This is a genomic window from Microvirga sp. Mcv34, from assembly GCF_024519725.1.
In the GTDB taxonomy this organism is placed as follows: Bacteria; Pseudomonadota; Alphaproteobacteria; order Rhizobiales; family Beijerinckiaceae; genus Microvirga.
On sequence record NZ_JALJRK010000247.1, the window covers coordinates 1 to 1,140 of the forward strand.

Sequence of the window (1,140 nt, forward strand, 5' to 3'; positions counted from 1 at the left end):
CTAGTGTTCTGTCACTGACGAGCGATTCCGAAATCTGGTCCGGCGTGCGATGTTGCTCGGATGGGTAAGATCGAACGCATTGAGGTTCCCGCCGCTGATCGGGATCGCCTGGAGAGCCTGGTCCGCGACCGCAACACACCCCAGAAGGTCGTCTGGCGGGCTCGGATCGTTTTGCTGACGGGCGAGGGCCTGCGCGCCACCGAGGTCGCCGGCCGCGTTGGCACGAGCACTCTGACCGTGCGGCGCTGGCGCCGCCGCTATGCGCAGGCGGGCGTCGAAGGGCTTCTCAAGGACGCCACCCGCCCGCCGGGGCGCAAGCCCCTGACGGCAGCGGTGATCCAGCGGGTTGTCGCCATGACCCTGCACGAGAAGCCGCCGCGAGCGACCCAGTGGAGCGTGCGCTCCATGGCGGCTGCCGTGGGCCTGTCCCACACCAGCGTGCAGCGGATCTGGCACGCCCATGGCCTCAAGCCGCACTTGATCAAGACCTTCAAGCTGTCCACCGACCAGCGCTTTGTCGAGAAGGTCCAGGACGTGGTCGGCCTGTATCTCGATCCACCGGACAAAGCCCTGGTGCTCGCGGTTGATGAAAAGTCTCAGATCCAGGCGCTCGACCGCACCCAGCCGGGCTTGCCGCTCAAGAAGGGACGCGCCGGCACGATGACCCATGACTATAAACGGCATGGCACCACGACCTTGTTTGCCGCTCTCGATGTGGCGACCGGCATGGTCCTGGGCACCTGCATGAAGCGCCATCGCCATCAGGAGTTTCTGCGCTTCCTGCGCGTCATCCATCGCAACACCGACAAGCGCCTCGACCTGCACCTGATCGTGGACAACTACGCCACCCACAAGCACCCGAAGGTGAAGGCTTGGCTCGAAAAGCATCCGCGCTTCCACCTGCACTTCACGCCGACCTCGGCCTCATGGCTCAACCAGGTTGAGCGCTTCTTTGCCCTGATCACCCAGGAGCGCATTCGGCGCGGCGCCTTCACGAGCGTGCCCGACCTGGAGAGGGCGATCATGGCCTACCTGGAGCACCACAATGCGGATCCCAAACCCTTTGTCTGGACAGCCTCGGCCTCATCGATCCTGGAAAAGGTCGCCCGTGCGAAACAAGCGTTAGAGTCACAACACTAG

At 64.1% G+C, this 1,140-nt stretch carries 1 protein-coding gene; it reads left to right on the forward strand.

Features of this window, described 5'->3' with window-relative positions:
- Window positions 1-60: 60 nt before the first annotated feature.
- Window positions 61-1,140, forward strand: coding sequence for an IS630 family transposase (locus OC446_RS30430; protein ID WP_262032593.1), 1,080 nt, complete (start codon window positions 61-63; stop codon window positions 1,138-1,140).

What these genes read in the sequence shown, in the direction of transcription:
- OC446_RS30430 (WP_262032593.1), top strand. Translation starts at nt 61, where the DNA reads ATGGGTAAGATCGAACGCATTGAGGTTCCCGCCGCTGATCGGGATCGC.